The organism is Mycobacterium sp. UM_Kg1, from assembly GCF_000972925.1.
Classification (GTDB): Bacteria; Actinomycetota; Actinomycetes; order Mycobacteriales; family Mycobacteriaceae; genus Mycobacterium; species Mycobacterium hiberniae.
Genome location: NZ_JRMK01000303.1, coordinates 1 through 1,360, shown reverse-complemented (window position 1 = coordinate 1,360; position 1,360 = coordinate 1). Strand labels below are relative to the sequence as shown.

At 64.6% G+C, this 1,360-nt stretch carries 1 protein-coding gene; it reads right to left on the bottom strand.

The genetic code is table 11. The features are described from left to right. Nucleotides 1-160: 160 nt before the first annotated feature. The coding region (locus tag LI92_RS21205) for a cellulase family glycosylhydrolase (RefSeq protein WP_046322475.1) at nt 161-1,360 on the bottom strand (1,200 nt) is incomplete at its 5' end.

Sequence of the window (1,360 nt, the reverse complement as noted above, 5' to 3'; positions counted from 1 at the left end):
TGCCCACAACCGTGCTGCGGCGACGAGACATCGCGACCAACCCTTCTCACGGACAACCAGATTTCTGAAGCCTGTCTGAGAAAGGTAAACGACTTACTTAGCCTACGCAAGGCAGCGGCGCGGACCGGTGCAGCGGTCGCCACGCACCCGCGCGGCGCGGTCAGTTCTTGGCGGTGACGGTCACATTGACGGTCGTGGCGCCGGCGTTGGAGGCGATGGTCAACAGGGGGGCGTCGGCGCCTGAGGTGACCTCGCCGCCGGTCACAATGACGGTGTAGCCGTTGGGGTACTGGCCGGCCGGCACCGAGATGACGGTCTCGGATCCGGCGTCGAAGATCCCGGTGCCGTCGGCGCGTTCGGTGGAGTAGCTGAACGAGAGGACGCCGTCGTTGAAGGACAAGCCGGTGGGGATGCCCGAGATCATCTGCGGGTAGGGCTGGGCCAGCAGGTCGAGTTTGTCCCAGTTGACGTTGTCGCCGACCGGGGGCTGGCTCGGGTCGTAGACCAGCGCCTGGTCCTGCGGCGACGTGCTGGTGATGTCGTTGCCGGTGTAGGCCCATTCGGTCCAGCCGAACAGGTACCGGTTGGCCGCCTGCAGGCTCGCACCGATGGTCGGAAGGTTGTTGGTCGCGCCGAACTCGCTGAGCAACGCCGGGATGTTGTTGCGTTGCGCGTAGTCCATCGCGTTCGCGAACACCACATCGGCATTCCAGTCGCAGCCGAAGCTGAAGTCGGCGAACAGTGCATTGACCATGCAGTAGTGGTGGAAGGAGAAGACCGTGTTCGGGTCGTCGACCCTGCCCAGGTGCGTGGCCACCGGCAGGCTTGCCTCCAGCGTCGTCGGCCCGAAGAACACCGGCTTGTTGGGGTCGACGGAGCGAATGGCCGTGTCGATCTGGTTGTAGAACGGGGTCAGCTGCTGGGTGTCGAAGTACCGGTTGCCCAGCAGGCTTCCCAGCCAGTGCGTGCCCGCCCACGGCTCGTTGATGATCTCGTAGCCGGCGACGTTCTCGTTGCCCTTGAAGTAGTCGGCGACCGCCTGCCACATCACCCCGTAGTGATTCTGCAGTCCGATCCCCGCCGCATGGGTGTTGCCCCAGAACGCATCCCAGGCATAGTTCTGTGCGGGGCTGACGAAGTAGCTGAACGGGAAGCCGACGTCGAAGTTCGGCAGCCCGCCGGTGAAGGTAGCCCACTCCGGGGCGCCGTCGCCGCCGAAAGCGCCACCGTAGAGGTCCTGGTGCATGTCGAGGATGGCGACGATGTTGTACCGGCCCAGGATTTCGACGGTGTTTTCGATGGAGGCGAGGTAGTCGTAGTCGATGACGCCGGGTTCGGGTTGCACGCCGGCCCAGATGAC